Raw genomic sequence first — 17,335 nt, forward strand, 5'->3', positions numbered from 1 at the left:
AAGGCAATGAAAGCAACATAATATAAGCTAAACTCTAGATTTTAGACCTCTTCGGTCACCCGACTTCGGTCTTCTGTCCAGTTAAGCAAAGAAATCATGGGTACTGGCATCATTGCGGATAATCATAATCCCTTTTTTTCACATAATTCAATAGATATTTTTTCCTTAAGCTATAGAATAGTAAGTCACCAATTGCTTGGTGCGAAAGAGTTCTGTTAATAAAAACCGACCAATCTAACGCTTGATTTATATCGTTTGTATTATTGCCTCTCATTTAAAATCTTTTCATTCCAAAACTTTAAAATTGATTTTTTGGTTAAAAAAAGGTTGGATAGAAAATTTGCATTTTGGCTGAGAAATTGAAGTAAATCGCTTTTGTTGCTTTCTCGCATGCAAAATTTAAAAATCACAATTCAGTATCTTTGTACGATCAATGAAACAAGATAGTCTTAAAGATAAAGTAGTTATTGTTACAGGTGCCACTTCTGGAATAGGAGAGTCCTGCGCAAGGATTTTTGGTAAAGCTGGCGCTAAAATCGCCATTACTGGCAGGAATCAAGATAAATTGGATGCTAGCAAGGCAAAACTTGCAGCAGAAGGTATTGCTGTGTTAGCGATTTTGGCCGATGCAAGTGTAGTTGCGGACAACGAACGGATGGCAGTGACTGTGCTGGCAGAATTTGGCAAAATAGATATCTTGATAAATAATGCAGGAATCTCAATGCGAGCACTATTTGAAAACCTTGATTTTGAAGTCTTTCATAAAGTGATGGACACTAATTTTTGGGGTACTGTGTATGCAACTAAATTTTGTCTTCCTTCCATCATGGAAAACAAAGGAACTGTGATTGGGATTTCATCAATTAATGGCTTTCGTGGTACTCCAGCTCGTACAGCCTATACCGCAAGCAAGTATGCAATGAATGGTTTTTTTGAATCACTGAGAACCGAAGTGATGAAAAAGGGAGTTCATGTGTTGGTCGCATGTCCGGGGTTTACCGCGTCCAATATTCGTAAAAATGCGCTTACAGCTCATGGTGCTTTACAGGGGGAGTCTCCAAGAGACGAGTCAAAAATGATGAGTTCTGATGAGGTAGCCGAAGAAATATTGGGAGCTACATTAAAGAGAAAGCGCGATTTGGTATTGACTACCCAAGGTAAACTCTTGGTGTTTTTGAATAAATGGATGCCAGGTAGGTTAGATCATATTGTTTATAACCAAATGGCGAAGGAAAAAGACTCACCATTCCAATAAATGCCTGAATCAATCTTTCAGACTTACCGAAATCGTCTTGTTGACCTGTCTGCTAAAAACAGGTCGCTTTATTTGCCAAAAACAGAAGGATTCGGGATCGTTGATCTGAAAGAGCTAGATTTTTTGAATGGAGAAAATAGCTTTGAAATCATACGAAAGGCGATTTCTTCTAAGAAACCAATTCCATTAATTCCAGAATCTGACCCTAGAATTGGGAGTGTAAATACACTTTCCAAGACATTAGCTAGGCTTTCATTTCGAGACCAATTGACCCGGGAGGAGACAGGCGAGCAATCTCTGTTTCTAGGATATCCATTCGTAGAAGGGAAGTTAATGAACGGGCAGATCCTCCGAGCGCCCTTATTACTATTGGGAGTAAAGTTGCAACTTGAAAAAGGGCAATGGATTCTTTCAAAAACCGACGATTGGCAATGGAATCCTGCTTTTCTCTTAGCTTATTCACGTGGCTATGGGATAGCATTTGATTCAGACGCTTTGAATCAAGCTTTGCAGGAATTAGCAACAGATGCAACTGAATTCCGTACTGGGTTCTCTAAATTACTCAATGATCACTTCTCGATTCAGCTAAGTTCATCGCTGTTTGAAGATCAGCTAACTCAGTTTCCAATTTCTCAATTGAGCGTTGATTCTACTAGTTTCCAAGATGGAAAGTTGGTTTTGAAAAGCTATGCACTTTTGGGTCAATTTGCTCAGAAGGGCAGTTTTCTGTTTACAGATTATGAAAATCTGGAAAATGAATTTGGCGAGTTGAGTTTGGAGGAAATGTTCACTCAGCATTTTGCAACTGATGACAATCAGCCTATTCCTAGAGAAGAGCAGCTTTTTCCTGTGTTTCCTTTAGATGCTTCACAGGAAAATGTGTTGGTTAAAGTTCGACAAGGAAAGAGCTTAGTAGTAGAAGGTCCTCCAGGTACAGGTAAATCCCAGTTGATCGCGAATCTAGTTTCGGATTATTGTGCTAGAGGAAAAAAAGTATTGGTAGTTTCTCAAAAGAGAGCGGCCTTGGATGTGGTATTTGAGCGATTGGAGAATGCTGGTTTTGGTGGTTTCTTGGGTTTGGTACATGATTTCCGTACAGATCAAAAGGTCCTTTTTCAGAAAATCAAAGCTCAAATCGAAGGGATAGAGGCATATCAAGAGGAGAATAGAGGAATTGATTCTATTCAACTCGAACGCGAGATCTCGCAGTATTCCAAGACTATAGCCAGGCTTTCAGAGAAATTTGAAACGTTTAGAACTGCTCTTTTTGACTCTGAGTCTGCTGGAATTCCTATCAAGGCAATGTATCTAAACGCAGATCTGAAAATGCCAATTTTTGAGCATTCGGATTTAGCTAAGCTGGATTTTCAGGGAGCGCAGGATTTTGAGAAGTCTTATAAAATTTACTTTTCTTATCAGTCTCAGTTCAAAGATAACTTTTGGGAAAGCCGAATTTCTTTTGCTCATTTTGAGCCTGCTGTTTTTCCAAGAATAGTCCAGAGTTTGAAGGAGATTTCTGCCTTTAGGGCTAATTTAACTATAGTAAATCCCGATATTTTAGCTCAGCTGATTTTAACGAAGAGCAATTTCGTTGATGAGTTGGATGGTTTGACGAATTCACTGAATCAGTTGGAGCGGCCTACATTAGCTATTTCCGCAGCTTTCGATTCAATGTTTTTATCGAAAATCACCAAACTTCAGAAATGGATTTTGGTATCGATTGAAAAATTTCAGCATTTGCAACTAGGGATTGGGGCCAGTCCAGAAAACCTGTCAAATCTGGAAGCAGAACTAGATTTTCTGAAACTAAAAGCGAACTCATGGCTTGGGAAAATCCAAGTGAATTTGAGTAAAAGCAAATTTCCCCTGACTTTTGAAATTCTGGACAAAGCCAATTTGAAGTTTGATACAACGTCGATTTCCAGTATTCGGGCCGAACTTGAAACACTCAAATCATTAAATCATGAACTTTCCGAACTTCCCAAAATTGAAGGAGTGGAGGTGACTGAGCTCTCTGTCGAAGCATTAAGACGCCAGCTTGATATACTTGACCCAATTCTGAATTGGGTAGAATTATGGAAGAACCAAGGTGATATTCGGTCTCTAACAAACTGGAATGTCAGTGAATTTAAGGTTCAGCTCGCCCAACTAAATCAGTTAGCAAAATCACTTCAGCTTAACGCAATAAAGTGGAAGGCCTATTTGAGTGATGACCAAATTCTGGGAGTTTTGAAAAATGGAATTCCTGAAACCTCTGCTGAACTGCAGTTGAATCAGACTTTTTCTGAGTTGGTTGCCTTTGATCGCTTCTTGGAAAGTTCTGACTCAATTACTATTTCCCTTGCGAAAAAGTTAGAAACTGAATATCCAGAATTGGGTCTTTCTGATCAACAATCCACATTTTGGAATTCTTGGTATATGGCTTGGATAGCTATTTTGGAAACACAAAACCCTGTTTTGGCTGAAGCTGGGGGTTTGAGAATGGAACATGAGTTGGATGAGTTGAAGGACGCTATTCTTGAAAAAAGGAAAATCTCTAAACATATCGCTTTACTTAGGCTTAGGGAACAAGTCACGGCTGATTTGGAATTTAATCGATTGGGAAATAGGCTGACTTATCGGGATTTGCTTCATCAGGTGAGTAAGAAGCGGCAACGTTGGCCAATTCGTAAATTAGTGGAAGAAATGGGGGAGGAAGTTTTTCGCTTATTGCCCTGTTGGTTTGCGAGCCCTGAGACTGTTTCTGCCTTATTTCCACTTGATCAAGAATTCGATCTGGTGATTTTTGATGAGGCATCCCAATGTCAAGTTGAGCGAGGATTGCCTGCAATGCTTCGAGGTAAGCAGGTTGTCGTTGCTGGGGATTCGAAGCAGTTGAGGCCGTCAGATTTCTATCAAGTGAAATGGGAGTCTGATGAGGAAGGGTTGGAATACGAAGCAGAATCTTTACTTGAATTGGCTGGTAATTTCTTTGAAAAACATCAATTGAAAGGCCACTATCGATCTGCTGATCCAGGGTTGATTCATTTTTCCAATACTCATTTTTATGAAAGTCAATTGGAGACTTTGCCAGATTATGCGACTTCGATGGCAAAACAACCTGCCTTTACTTGGGAAAAAGTAGAAGGGATTTGGGCTAATCAGGTGAATAAAATGGAGGCTGATGCAGTCGTTTTGAAAGTTGCATCTATTCTAAGTTCCAGCCCAGCAGATACTATTGGGATTGTGACTGGAAATTATTTTCAGATGGAATTGATTCGCGAAAAGCTCTGGAAAGCTGGTTTTCAAGATTTTGGAATCAAGGTTCGTAATATCGAAAATGTGCAAGGAGACGAGTTCGATCAGGTTATTTTGTCCTTGGGCTATGCTCCAAATCTAGAAGGGAAGTTGGTGACTAACTTTGGTTTGCTAGGTAAGTTTGGAGCGGAAAATAGACTAAATGTGGCTATCACCCGAGCGCGGAAGATGATGCATGTGATTTCAAGTATTGAACCATCCGATTTTCGTCCTAGCCAACTTAAAAATGCAGGATTAGTTTTGCTCAGAGAGTTTTTGGCTTTTGCTCAAGAGCAAAGTAAATGTCCTTCCATTCCAGTTGCGAAGTCCAAAGCGAAAGGTTACGAGATTGATTGGAGCTTGAAGAATAAGCTGCTGGCTAGTGGTAATTCTTATACTTCAGAAACCCCGTCAGCTGTGATGGATTTGATTTGGAGTGAATCAAATGGTGCTTTGAAGGCAGTGCTTACGGACGACCAGCGATTTTTTAATGCAGCTAGTGCAAAAGCGGCTTTAGCTTATCATCCTATTTTGCTAGAGCAAAAAGGATGGAGGTTTGATTGGAAATGGAGTAGAGAGCTTCTTGTTAGCGTTAAATAGAGTTGTTTTGAATGATATTTCATTCGTTAAGTGGCTTTTTGTTATTTAATGACTGATTTGTCATTCATTATTATTTTTGATCTTTTGTATTATAATTCATTCATTAAGAGGTATATTTATGGATAATGAATGATATTTAAGTCATGGATTACAATCAAATAAGCGATTTAGCAATTCTTCAAAAGCTGGGAGACTTTGTCAAGCATCATCGTATGGCTCAAAACAAATCTCAAGAGCAGTTGGCTACAGAGGCGGGTGTGAGTAGATCCACGTTGAGCCTGCTAGAGCGCGGCGAAAAGGTTAATTTGATCACTTTGATTCAAGTGCTCCGTGTCCTTAATCAATTACAATGGTTGGACTCGTTTGAAGTAAAGCCCGTAATTAGTCCTATGACTTATATTAAGCTTCAAAAAAAGCATGAGCGTCAACGTATCCGCAATATGCATATAGCGGCAGAAGATCCTCCTTCAGAATGGTAGTGTCGGCTGAAATCTGGATATGGGATAAGCTTGTCGGAGCGATACTCTGGGATGAGTCGGAGCAGATGGGTAGTTTTGAATTCAATCAAACTTTCCTTCGTTCGGGTCTTGATATTTCTCCTATCAAAATGCCTTTAAGTCAAGGTAATAGGGTTTATAAATTTCCTGAAATACGAAAGTCGCGTGACGATGTTTTCGACACGTTCAAAGGATTACCTGGCTTACTGGCAGATATGCTACCGGACAAATATGGGAATCAATTGATCAATGCTTGGTTGATCCAAAATGGTAGAGGAGCAGATAGTCTCAATCCTGTGGAGCAGCTTTGTTTTATTGGAAAGCGAGGAGTAGGCGCATTAGAAATCAAACCATCTCTTCGTGATGAGTCGATCAAAGCCAGTTCAATCGAAATAGATAGCTTAGTTAATATCGCTGGGAAAATACTCAATTCCAGAGCCGATTTTCAGTCCAATTTGACAAGCGAGGAGCAAACTGCACTTTCTGATATACTCAAGATTGGTACTTCCGCAGGTGGCGCCCGTGCCAAAGCAGTGATTGCTTTCAATCCCAAAACAGGTGCGGTGAAAAGTGGTCAGGTAAAGGCTCCAGCTGGATTCTCCTATTGGATCATCAAATTTGATGGAGTACATGATTCTCAATTTGGTGCTACTGTGGGTTTTGGAAGAGTGGAAATGGCTTATTATTTAATGGCTGTAGCTGCTGGAGTCGAGATGAGTGAGTGTAGATTGCTGGAGGAAAATGGCCGTGCCCACTTTATGACCAAGCGATTTGACCGACAGGATAATGGTCAAAAAATACATATGCAGAGCTTATGTGGTATCCGCCATTTTGATTTCAATCAAGTTGGATTCTATAGTTATGAGCAGGTTTTTGAGACCATGAGAATGCTACGACTTTCGTATCCTGAAGCTGAGCAGATGTTCATTCGAATGGTTTTTAATGTGTTGGCAAGGAACTGTGATGATCATACCAAAAACTTTGCGTTTCTGATGGATCAAAACGGGAAATGGTCGCTGTCACCCGCTTACGATATTTGCTATGCTTATCGGCCTGGAAGCCTCTGGGTTAGCGCCCAGTCTTTAACTGTAAATGGTAAAAGGGAAGAAATAGTTGAAGCTGATTTTTTGGAAGTAGCCCGAAAGATGAATATCAAAAAGCCGGAAGAAAAGATCGCTCAGGTAAAATTAACAGTAAGTAGATGGGGCGAATTTGCGGATGAAGTGAATGTTGAGAGGGGGTTACGAGATTCTATTCAAAGCACATTGTTGATATGATGTGAGTTGAGATACTAACATCGGCAGTGAAAAAGACTATAAACTCGCCATCCATCTAGCCAGCTGTACTTCGTGTACCAGGTAATTTCCCTCGTCTTTGACTACCAATTCTAGTCTTTCCAAAGCTTTCAAAGCTGTGCTTACGGTACTTGCAGCGCCTAAATTATGCTTTGTAAGAAAATCTTTACTCAGTGGATTTTGAAGAGGTTCTTCTTTGGCGATGGCCCGAAATACAGTCCATTGAACTCGAGTAAGCATTTTTTGGAAATTCGCATAAATAGCCTGCTGCTGAACTAGTATCTGATTGAAGACGGTGTCCACATCCTTATCTGTTACTTTTTTATAATTAGCAAAAAGATGATTGCAGACTAGCTGTACGGTATAAGTTTGGCCGCGACTCCAAGTATAAATCTTCTCGATTGAAACGGGTTCGATGGTCTTTTTTGCGGTTTGAAAATGCTGGATAATAAAATTTGTGTACGCTTCTAATGCTATTGGTTGAAGCGATTCCAACTGTGAGCTTTGATAAAAAGGCCGCTTTTTCTCTGTAAACATGGCTTCCATGAGTGTTCGGTGACTTCCGCTGAAGATGAATCTGACTTCAGGAATTTGCTGAACCCAAGTTCGAAATACAGCTTCAGCTTTGTTGTCTTCATAATCTGAGATTTGCTGAAACTCGTCGATGGCAATCACAATTCTCTTTTTTCTGGATAATAGAAATTCGCCTAAAGCGCTCAGTGATTGGCTAGGTTGCTCGGATTTGTTTATGCCTAGCATGAGCTCGGGAGTTCCCGATAGGACATTGAAACTTATGGTTGCGCCGATAGAGGCCAGTAATTTTTGGATACTTGCACTTAGTCCACTGCTTGTTTTGCCATACTTTTCATAAATCGAGGAAGAGATGGCCTGTATAGCTTCAGCTATATTTTGCGTAGCAAGAAGGTCAATATACAGCGTTTCGTAGTCCTTAGATGTTTCCAATTCATCAAAAAGTCGCTGAATAAGTGCTGATTTACCTAGCCTTCTCCATGCATAAAGCACCACATTTCTATCATTTTCTATGTGAGAAATGAGGGTTTTAAGGTTATTTTCTCTGTCACAGAAATATTCTTTCCCCTGATAAGTATTGATTACGAATGGATTGAAAGGTTCTTTCATGATTTCTCTGATTCCTTATTACGCAAAGTTCGTTACGTAAAGTGCGTTACGTAAAGTACGTAATAAGAACAGAGAGTTACAAATCTTAGACATGATTTTTGATCTATAGGTAGCCAACCATTTTATATACCAAAATGCCAATCCACTCCTTTACCAGTTTGTGCCAGATAAAGATGGAATAAGGGTCAGGAAAAAATAAGGTTGGGACATCGTATTTGGTGTCGTTGCTATAATAATCTGTGGGAAAAGTTTCTGTCTGAAGCCCAACTTTATCGAAGCAAGCTTTGGATCTTTTCATATGAAAAGCAGAAGTGATCAGTATGAATTCCTGATTAACGTCTATTCCTTTTTTTTCTAAAAAATCCTTGGTGAAAAGTGCATTTTCATACGTGTTTTTGGATTGATCTTCTATCATTACATCCTCAGCTGGAACTCCAGTCATCACAAGGAATCGTTGCAGAAGTTCGGCTTCTGATTGTGGATTTACAGGGTTAAGCCCTTGCCCACCAGTGATTAATATTTTCTTGATTTTCCCCTCACGGTAAAGCTGCAAAGCATGAGTGATCCGATCTGCACCCTTGTTGAAGAAAGTCCGGTCATAAGCGGTCTTACTCAAATTCGTCACGCCAGTAAGTACAATGCCGATTTGGTGATTTCCCACCTCATTAAAGGCTTTGAACTGTGGCTCCCAGGCAAGCATGGCTTGATTTGCAATAAATGGGTTTGAGAAAAACCAGAGTAGAATTATCCCTGCCCAAAGACTTCTTTTTCCCCATTTTCTTTGGATGAAAAAGGCTCCTAAGACAATCAGACTGATCGTAATAGTAAGAGGTAAAGCAAGAAAACTTAGAAACTGGGAGAGGTAGAAGAACATGGAGGAGGTTTGATCAATTGCCAAAGAAAAGAGAGAAATGCTCAATTTTCAAATTCAAGGTTCATTTCCATTTCAAGGCGTTACTCAATTCAATTTCAAGTAACGTATTACCGCTTCATCTCCCTGAAGTGCATGGGCAGGAATTGGGTGAGAAGTATTGAAAACTTTTAATTCCTCTACTGAAAGTATGGTGACAAAACTTTCGTCATAGCCATCGTTATAAGGCACTTTTCCAGGATTTATATCCAGATAATGCCCGAAGAAATTATAGGCTGCTGTTCTCTTGTTGTAGTTATAGTCATGTCTTTCATTGGGCAGATGCACATTGTCGGCCTTACTTTCTGCACCATAAGCGGCATAGACTTTTTGTATGTAGGGAAATTCAATCCTAGGTGTATTTTTAGTCCAATCCCCTCCATCTGAAATTAGTAACATGGGTCTTGGAGCTGCCAAAGCTGCTATTTCCACATTATTGGTTTGATGGTGGGCACTTTTATGGATAGGCATCCCACTTTCACACACGCAGCCTCCAAAAAAGTAGGCTGAGACCATTACAGCTGGAACAGAAACCGTAATTCTAGGGTCTATTGCAGTAATTAGAATAGTTTGGGTGCCTCCTCCTGAGCCTCCCGTCACACCGATTTGAGTAGTATCTACATCGGCTCTCGAGGTCAAATAATCAAGGACCCGAATTGAATTATAAGTTTGAAGTGTCAAAGCAATAGGAATGGTATGGCTTGTCTGCTGGGAATCCGCATACCCAAGCATATCATAGACAAAAACCACCGCACCCATTCGTGCCAGTGAAGCAGCTCTGTACTGAACTACATCTTGGTAGCGTTTGTCTTTTCCATGGCCATGGGGGATGAGGATGGCAGGACTTTTATGGAAAGGCTCGGGATCAAGTGGCCGATAAAGGTTGCCAGTGATGAAAAAGCCGCGAAAGCTCTCGATGGCGATGTTTTCAATAATATAGCCATCCATTTCTCTGGTACTGTGGATAATAGGATTGAATTCCGCAGTTCTCTCAGGCATTTGTTCTAATTTCATCCCATCTATAATTCCTTTTCGTATCACATCGGCCCTAGCTTCCCAATCTTTTTGGCTAGTCCACTCGCTAGCCCATTTTTTCAAGTAGGAATTGGCTTCATCCTCCTCCCAATAGGCTCCTTGGCACAACATGGGTTCCTGAGCCGATGCAGAAAATGAAAGTAGCAATAAGAAAATTACTTGGCTATAACGTAATAAAGTCTTCATGGGGAATTTGGTTTGTTAGGAATACTCAGGAGAATTCAACAGGATCAATTACAATTGCTTGATAGCTAGTATAGTAAATTTCTGCTTTTGAAGCATTATAATTTTGTATTAGACTATCCGAACCCTCGTCTATTCCGATATTTTATCGGACAAGTGGATAGGGAGTTTTGGCTTAAAAATCTTTACTGTTTATGCCTGGCAGTGGAGGTTCTTTGTAAAAGCTGTTGAAAGCTTCAAAAATCCCATGAATCATTTGAGTAGAAAAGCTATTTTTGAGCATGAGTTCAAACTTACCTAACCTATTGCCTTTGCTTCAAGAACTTTCCACTCAACTGGAAGGAACTTTGCAACTGGATGCGCTTACCAAAACACTTTATGCCACTGATGCTTCCGTTTATAGGGAGATTCCTTTGGCAGTTGCTTTTCCAAAAAGCGAGGCAGATATCCAGAAACTGATACTTTTTGCCTCTAAAAATGGCACTTCACTGATACCAAGAACTGCGGGTACCTCACTTTCGGGTCAGTGCGTAGGTAATGGGATTGTGGTGGATGTGTCCAAACATTTTACCAAAATACTGGAATTGAATGTAGCCGAGCGCTGGGTTCGAGTGCAGCCAGGAGTGGTGCGTGATGAGCTTAATCGCTACTTGAAACCTCATGGACTTTTCTTTAGTCCTATTACTTCCACTGCCAACCGTGCGATGATTGGTGGTATGGTGGGGAATAATTCATCTGGTACCACCTCGATTGTCTATGGAGTAACGCGTGATAAAGTCATTTCTCTTGATACTATTTTGAGCGATGGGAATCTCGTGAAATTCGAAGATCTTTCAAAAGATGAGTTTGAGCAGAAGACCAAGCTTCAATCACTTGAAGGTGATATTTATAGAAAAGTAGCTGAGGAGTTAGGAGACGAAGAAGCTCGGCAAGAGATTCATGCTCAATTTCCAAAGAAGTCTATTCACCGTAGAAATACGGGTTATGCTGTAGATGAATTGCTGAAGGCAGATGTGTTTGATGGAGATGAAAAATTCAATTTCTGTAAGCTTTTGAGTGGTTCCGAGGGAACTTTGGCTTTCACTACTGAAATAAAAATCAGTCTCGATCCACTTCCTGAACCTATTGAAATCGTAGTTGCTGCGCATTTCGAGACGATTCATCAAAGTATGGTTTCTGCCCAGACGGCTATGAAGCATCCAGCAACTGCGGTGGAGTTGATGGATAAAATCATTTTGGATTGTACTAAAGAAAGCATTGAATACAGTAAAAATCGCTACTTCGTAGAAGGTGATCCTGAGGCGATTTTGATGGTGGAGTTTCGCGGTCAAACGCTGGAGGAAGCCATGGCTAAAGGCAAGGCTCTGGTGGATGACTTGATAGCTACAGGACTTGGCTATGCGTATCCTATCATTGAACCAGCGATGGTGTCCACTGCTTGGGCACTTCGTTCTGCGGGATTGGGCCTGTTGGCAAATATACCTGGTGACGCGAAGGCTGTGGCATGTATTGAAGATACCGCTGTGGATATCGAAGATCTCGCCAACTACATTGATGAAGTAGATGAAATGATGGCCGGTTTCAAGCAGAAACCTGTTCATTATGCTCACGCTGGTGCTGGAGAGATACATTTGCGACCGATTTTGGATTTGAAAAAATCTGAGGATGTGGAGGAGTTCTATCAGATTTCTAAAGCTTCCGCCGAATTGGTGAAAAAGTATCAGGGTTCATTAAGTGGGGAACATGGAGATGGTCGGGTACGTGCTGCATTCATTCCGCTGATGGTTGGGGAAAAGAATTATCAGCTTTTCCGCAGGATCAAATTCTCTTGGGATCCCCAGAATATTTTCAATCCAGGCAAGATCGTGGATGCCGCTCCGATGAATAAATTTCTGCGCTATGAGCCAGATATGGAGACTCCAACTCATGATACGTTAATGGATTTCTCCAATGTGGGCGGGATTCTTCGTTTGGCTGAAAAGTGTAATGGATCAGGTGACTGTCGCAAACTTCCAGGTTCTGGAGGCACAATGTGCCCGAGCTACATGGCTACTCGAAATGAAAAGGATACTACTCGTGGTCGCGCCAATACGCTTCGCGAGTTTCTCACGATGGATAATAAGGAAAATGCTTTCAACCATCCTGAAATCAAGGAAGCGATGGATTTGTGTCTTTCCTGCAAAGGCTGTACAGCCGAGTGCCCTTCTAATGTGGACATGTCCAGCATGAAAGCTGAATTCCTCTATCAATATCAAAAGGCGAATGGAATTCCGCTTCGTTCCAGAGCTTTTGCTTACATCAATGAGTTGAATGAGCTGGGTTCAAAAACTGGTGGTCTGGCTAATTTCATGCTGAGCAATAGTCTGACTGGCGGAATGGTGAAGTCTATTTTGGGCGTAGCCCCAAAAAGAAATCTACCTGAGATCAGTAAAGTCAGCTTGCGTAAATGGTATAAAAAGAATTACGATGCGCTTCCAGCTGCAGCAAAGCAGATTAAATCTATTTACTTTTTTGTGGATGAATTCACCAATCATAATGATACTGAGATTGGTATTAAGGCGATTTCGCTGCTTAAAAAACTAGGCTACGATGTGAAAATCGTGGATCATGAAGAAAGTGGTCGTTCTGCACTTTCCAAAGGTTTATTACCAAAGGCGAAGAAACATGCTGAGGCGAATGTGGCCATTTTCTCAAAAATCATTGATGGAAATACGCCGCTGATCGGTTTAGAGCCTTCGGCTATTTTGAGTTTCCGGGATGAATATCCTCGAATTGTTAAGAAAGAATTGACGGAAGCAGCAAAGAAATTGAAATTTCATGTGAAGCTAATAGATGAGTTTTTGGCTCAGGAAATTGCCGCAGGAAACATCAAAGCTGATTCTTTTACTACCAATAGTAAGAAGATTAAACTTCACGGACATTGCCATCAGAAGGCACTTTCTTCCATGACTTGGACGCAGAAATTACTGTCTCTGCCTACAAATTACTCCGTAGAAACTATTCCAAGTGGATGCTGTGGAATGGCAGGAAGTTTTGGTTATGAAGCTGAGCATTATGAAGTTTCTCAGCAAGTGGGAGAGTTGGTGTTATTTCCAGCTGTAAGAAATGCTGATTCTGAAACTGTCATCGCTGCGCCGGGCACCTCTTGCAGGCATCAGATTGCGGACGGAACAGGCCGAAAAGCTAAGCATCCTGTGGAGATATTGTGGGAGGCGCTTAATGAGGTATAAAATTAAGTTTACAGAAAAAAAAAGGCTGGATATAAAATCCAGCCTTTAGTGTTTATAAAAGTTTGTCTAAGCTACCACTATGAATAATCCAGCTATAGTCAATACTTCTTCCGTGGTTAATGGCTCATCAAATCCTTCTGTAATCCCATCTGCCCCGATTGTGGTGACGGTGGTTACATTTACTCCTCCTTGGATTAAATTATCTTCACCATTATAGACTGCTTGAGTTACTTCAGGCATACCTTCTCCTCTTTCCGCTTGAGTAATCCATCCTTTCAACCCTCTCAACCTTCTAACTTCAGATGCATGTCTAGCTTCCACCGAATGGATCTGTAGAGCAGCTGTGAGAGCAGAGTTTTCTGCGATCAAATTCCCAGCCTGCCCCTTGTAGGCACGTACCCCAGTGTCTTCAAAAGCCTGTGCTAAAATTAGAAATTGTTCGTAGTCTGAGAATGGCGTAAAGTTACCTCCAGCTGTAAAATCAAAGGTTGGTTTTTCTACAGGTGTTCCACCATAACTCATTATTGCTGACTTCAAAAAGGCAACATGATCTACCTCATGTTTTTCGATTGTTTGGAAAATAGCCATGTCTTTGCCAGGAGGAATCAGTCCAGGAGAATTGATTCCTGTTGTATAAAATTCACCTTCTAGGTATTCCAAAGTGAGCGCAAAGTTGAGCACATTGAGCACAGTAGGAATATGTGCAGCAGAAGCTTTTTGAGTGCTTCCAACGACCAGACCAACAGGAATAGCTGCAAATGCGATGTTTTTCCCAAAACTAGCCAGTTTTCTAAAAGCTTCACGTCTTGAGGTAAACGTATCAAGCTCATCTGTCTTGATATCATATTTATTGAGGACTTCTAATATTTTCATGTTGTGACTTTTTAAGGTTAGGAAGTAGGAAGTTGATTTGCGATGATTTTGTTAGTAATAAATGGTGCAGCAGCTTCCAATACCATACTAGGAGAAAAAGCCCTGTCCAAACCATTTGAATCAATTATATCATCTCCGGCAAAAGAAGTGAAGTCATTGTCAAAAATACTTCTAATTGCCGCTGCATGACGTGCTTCAACAGAGACGATTTTCCCTGCAATTAATAGGTAATCAGCACTTTCTAGAAGTTGTCCTGCGCCATTATAGGCTGCCACTCCTAGGTCTTCAAATGTTTTTGCAGTAGCCAAAACACTTGACCTGTCGTTAAAATCAACACTGCTGAAATCGAAGGTAAGGTCGATAATGGCATTTTTTCCTAAGGCAGCTTTTAGAAAATCTCTGTGCGCAACTTCATGATTTTTGATGTCTTCCATCATTACCATTTCCGAATCGCTAATTCCAGCGTACATATTGGCCACCACTTGTAAGTAAAAAGCTGCCTCCAATTGCTCTAATGCGTATGCATAATTCAGAATACCAATATCTCCCTTTCCCAGAGGGACTGCTTGCATTACTGGCCCTTTAGGAGATTGTCTTTGATTTGGAAGTGCTTCGAATACTTCCTGACAGCCTGATAGTAAAATCCCCGTAGTAGCGATGCTTACTCCGGTGAATTTGAGGAAACTTCTGCGATTGCCTTTGTTTTGGCTTAATACAGAAGTTGACTCGTCTGTTAAAGTTTGTTTGGACATGATGATTGTTTTAAATGGTTAAAATTGTTTGAACAATCAGAGCACCTCAACTCAGCTAATAAACTGGTAGTATTTAATCCAAGAAAGAATAAAATATATACTAAACTACTCTGATTGCTACCTGAAAAGATTAAAAAAACAGTACCATTTAAAGCCAATAAGTGTTTTTCACGAATTTCATTTTTATTATAAAATGACTTTTAAGGCTTTTAAACACGTCTTTTTTATATACGAAGTAGATGTTGTGGTTGGATTGAGCAGTGTAAATAAAAAAATCCCTTTTAAGCGATGAACTTAAAAGGGATTAAAATGACTTAGTTGAAAAGAGTGAAAGTATTCTTCACTTGTTTTCATAAATATGGAAGAGACAGAGCTGAATAATAGGAGTTCATCTAACTATAAACTTTTCCTGATGTGTACTAATTATAGATTTAGATCTTGTGTGGTTAGTAGTATGCTATTCATCATTAATTTTTTCCAATCTAATGGTTATCTCAATACCTTCCTTGCGACATATTCAGCACATCTTGCTGCTAATCTAGCGGTTGCCTGATCGTGGTCGAAAGCGGGATTGAGCTCTACGACATCCATGGAGATAAGCTTTTTACTGGAAGAAAGTAGTTCGAATACTTTAAACGCAAACTCAGGTCTGAATCCCATCGGTGATGGTGCTGATACGCCTGGGGCAAATGCTGAGGAAAAACCATCCATATCTATGCTTAGGTAGATTTTGTCAACTGAGTCTAAGAACCATAGAATTTTCTCTTGAATTACTTCCCAGTTATTCAGTCTAAAATCTTCCATAACCATCCATTTTGCCCCTACTTTATCTGCGGTTTCAAAAAGTGATTTTGGATTTACAGAACGCTGAACTCCTAAGCATAGGTATTTGAAAGCGTCCTGATTTTCCTGAGCCAGTTGAAGAAATGGAGAGCCAGAGTGTCCTTTTCCATCTATAGTCGGCCGTAAATCAAAATGCGCATCCATATTAATGATGCCTAGAGTCTGATTTTTGGAGGCTAGATGCTTGTAGACTCCCCGTCCATGTGCCAAAGCCAAGTCATGCCCCCCACCCAACAGGATAGGGAAATGCTTCGTCTCCAGTAGATTGAAAACCGTGTCAGTTATTAGTTCGTGGCTTGATTCTAAATCTGAGTTTTCTGTATAAACATCCCCATAATCGAAGATTCTGCTTGTTTCAGGCAAGTGGAATGCCAAGCTTCCAAGACTTTTTCTTATTGCATTTGGCCCTTCTGCAGTGCCCAATCTTCCCTGATTTCTTTTGACACCCTCTTCGCCTGCATATCCTAAGATTCCAACCTTCGGATACTCTTGAGTTTCATCCACTTTGAGGTCTTTTATTGAGATAGCAGCCTGGTGCCAATATTCGATTGTTTCAGATTTCCTGCCTGACCAAAGTGATGGATTCGGGTTTTGATGGAGCATATTGAGTTTTGAATTATTTTGTACTAACTTAAAAATTACACTTTGATATTCTAAATATCAGAAACAATGTATTCGGTTTTTAGGTAAAATTCAACAATTGAAGTGTGAACAAATTTGCTGGCAATGAAATCCAGTATGATGAAGTATGCTATAAATTGGGAGCAGTAATGCGAGATTCCATGTGGCCTATAAAAATCAAATTATATAAACATGAAAGAATATAGGATTCCCCAGAAAGAAAATATTGACTTGGATGCGTTCAACGAACCTGATGGTCACTCTAAAAGCTATACTTATGCGGATTATCTCAAGTGGGATTTTGAGGAAATTGTAGAATTAATCAAAGGATAAATATTTGCTAAAGCTGCTGCTCCTAATCGCCGACACCAAGAGGTATCTGGGGATTTGTTTTTCGAAATCTTCAGTTTCCTGAAAAAACATCCCTGCAAAGTCTATTCAGCTCCTTTTGATGTAAGGTTTTCAAGAGATCCAGCTTATTCAAAAATAGACTCCGTAGTTCAGCCAGATATTTCTGTGATTTGCGATCTCTCAAAATTGGACGATAAAGGGTGCTTTGGTGCGCCAGACTTGGTGGTAGAGGTGCTTTCCCCAGGAAATAGCCGGGTGGAACTACAAAATAAATATGAGCTATATGAAGAATTTGGAGTGAGAGAATATTGGATAGTTCATCCAACAGATTGCACCGTTTTGATTTACACCTTGGTTGAAGGGAAATTCGTTCCTTCTAGACTTTTTACCTCTGGAGATGTGATTACGTCCACTGTTCTTCCAGGTTTTGTGCTTGATTTGGAGGGAGTTTTTTCGCAGGATTGATTGAGTTCC

At 40.4% G+C, this 17,335-nt stretch carries 13 protein-coding genes; 7 read left to right on the top strand and 6 right to left on the bottom strand.

The features are described 5' to 3' along the window. The first annotated feature begins 433 nt into the window (after positions 1-433). From BM291_RS08550 to BM291_RS08565, 4 genes are all read left to right on the top strand, one after another. Positions 434-1,255, top strand: a complete 822-nt coding sequence (locus BM291_RS08550) for an SDR family oxidoreductase (RefSeq protein ID WP_092896284.1) — start codon at positions 434-436, stop codon at positions 1,253-1,255. Beyond that, entirely contained in the window at positions 1,256-5,131 is a 3,876-nt protein-coding gene (locus BM291_RS08555; protein WP_092896286.1) for an AAA domain-containing protein, read from the top strand. It begins immediately after the preceding gene. A 143-nt stretch (positions 5,132-5,274) separates the two neighbouring features. Continuing rightward, positions 5,275-5,610, top strand: coding sequence for a helix-turn-helix domain-containing protein (locus BM291_RS08560; protein ID WP_092896288.1), 336 nt, complete (start codon positions 5,275-5,277; stop codon positions 5,608-5,610). Further along, positions 5,604-6,905 (top strand): type II toxin-antitoxin system HipA family toxin, encoded by a 1,302-nt coding sequence (locus BM291_RS08565; RefSeq protein ID WP_092896290.1) that lies wholly within the window; start codon positions 5,604-5,606, stop codon positions 6,903-6,905. Before BM291_RS08560 ends, BM291_RS08565 begins: the two co-directional genes overlap by 7 nt. Positions 6,906-6,941: 36 nt before the next feature. Here BM291_RS08565 and BM291_RS08570 read toward each other — a convergent pair whose 3' ends face one another. From BM291_RS08570 to BM291_RS08580, 3 genes are all read right to left on the bottom strand, one after another. Continuing rightward, positions 6,942-8,063 carry an AAA family ATPase gene (locus tag BM291_RS08570; RefSeq protein ID WP_092896292.1) on the bottom strand — a complete coding sequence of 374 codons (1,122 nt, stop codon included), beginning with the start codon at positions 8,061-8,063 and terminating at the stop codon, positions 6,942-6,944. Positions 8,064-8,166: 103 nt separating this feature from the next. After that, a complete protein-coding gene (locus BM291_RS08575; protein WP_317045649.1) occupies positions 8,167-8,982 on the bottom strand; it encodes a YdcF family protein in 816 nt (271 codons plus the stop codon). Between the two features lie 39 nt (positions 8,983-9,021). Further along, on the bottom strand, positions 9,022-10,194 hold the full coding sequence (locus BM291_RS08580) for an alpha/beta hydrolase (RefSeq protein ID WP_092896296.1): 1,173 nt from the start codon (positions 10,192-10,194) through the stop codon (positions 9,022-9,024). A gap of 278 nt (positions 10,195-10,472) precedes the next feature. On the opposite strand from BM291_RS08580, the gene BM291_RS08585 reads away from it, so the two are divergent. Next, the gene (locus BM291_RS08585) at positions 10,473-13,421 is read left to right on the top strand and encodes an FAD-binding and (Fe-S)-binding domain-containing protein (RefSeq protein ID WP_092896298.1); all 2,949 of its coding nucleotides are present in this window, start codon (positions 10,473-10,475) and stop codon (positions 13,419-13,421) included. Positions 13,422-13,487: 66 nt separating this feature from the next. Here BM291_RS08585 and BM291_RS08590 read toward each other — a convergent pair whose 3' ends face one another. The 3 genes from BM291_RS08590 to hutG form a co-directional block, all read right to left on the bottom strand. After that, positions 13,488-14,294, bottom strand: coding sequence for a ferritin-like domain-containing protein (locus BM291_RS08590; protein WP_092896300.1), 807 nt, complete (start codon positions 14,292-14,294; stop codon positions 13,488-13,490). Between the two features lie 17 nt (positions 14,295-14,311). Then, entirely contained in the window at positions 14,312-15,046 is a 735-nt protein-coding gene (locus tag BM291_RS08595; protein WP_092896302.1) for a ferritin-like domain-containing protein, read from the bottom strand. 489 nt (positions 15,047-15,535) lie between these two features. After that, complete coding sequence (gene hutG, locus BM291_RS08600; RefSeq protein WP_092896304.1) at positions 15,536-16,492, bottom strand: formimidoylglutamase; 957 nt, start codon at positions 16,490-16,492, stop codon at positions 15,536-15,538. Positions 16,493-16,702: 210 nt separating this feature from the next. Between hutG and BM291_RS22510 the strand changes: the two genes are divergently transcribed. Next, a complete protein-coding gene (locus BM291_RS22510; RefSeq protein ID WP_394333446.1) occupies positions 16,703-16,843 on the top strand; it encodes a hypothetical protein in 141 nt (46 codons plus the stop codon). A 54-nt stretch (positions 16,844-16,897) separates the two neighbouring features. After that, positions 16,898-17,326: a Uma2 family endonuclease gene (locus BM291_RS08605; RefSeq protein WP_394333447.1), complete on the top strand. Its 429-nt coding sequence runs from the start codon at positions 16,898-16,900 to the stop codon at positions 17,324-17,326. Positions 17,327-17,335: the final 9 nt, after the last annotated feature.

It is taken from the genome of Algoriphagus aquimarinus, assembly GCF_900112005.1.
Taxonomy (GTDB): Bacteria; Bacteroidota; Bacteroidia; order Cytophagales; family Cyclobacteriaceae; genus Algoriphagus; species Algoriphagus aquimarinus.